The organism is Stenotrophomonas nitritireducens (genome assembly GCF_001431425.1).
GTDB classification, from domain to species: Bacteria; Pseudomonadota; Gammaproteobacteria; order Xanthomonadales; family Xanthomonadaceae; genus Stenotrophomonas; species Stenotrophomonas nitritireducens.
On sequence record NZ_LDJG01000067.1, the window covers coordinates 1 to 526 of the forward strand.

At 67.3% G+C, this 526-nt stretch carries 1 protein-coding gene; it reads right to left on the minus strand.

Annotated elements, in window-relative coordinates; genetic code table 11:
- Nucleotides 1–303, minus strand: a 303-nt coding sequence (locus ABB22_RS17440; protein ID WP_244481364.1) for a GTP-binding protein, incomplete at its 3' end; no start/stop codon positions are given.
- Nucleotides 304–526 lie beyond the last annotated feature (223 nt).

Below are 526 nucleotides of genomic sequence, written 5' to 3' on the forward strand. Positions count from 1 at the left end.
CACCAGCAGCGCGCCCTCGCAGGCGGCCAGCGAACGGCTGACTTCATAGGAGAAGTCGACGTGGCCGGGGGTGTCGATGAAGTTCAGGTGGTAGGTTTCGCCATTGCGCGCCTTGTACGGCAACGACACCGACTGCGCCTTGATGGTGATGCCACGCTCGCGCTCGATCGGGTTGTTGTCCAGGACCTGCGCTTCCATTTCGCGCGCGGTCAGGCCGCCACAGATCTGGATGATGCGGTCGGCCAGGGTGGACTTGCCATGGTCGACGTGGGCGATGATGGAGAAATTGCGGATGTTCCGCATCGGATCGGCAGACATAAGGTGGCGGCGGCGCGGCGCGTCGTCAGGATAACGAGGCATTATCGCACGCCCGGCGGGCAGCCCGCACAGGCGGCCGGCCCGAACGGCAGGAGCCGCCCGGAGGCGGCCCCTGCGTACAGCTTGATGAAGGCGGGACTCAGCCGCCGGCCCGGACCGCGACGAAGGCGCTGTTGCCGCCCGCCCGCACCAGCAGCATCACCACGTC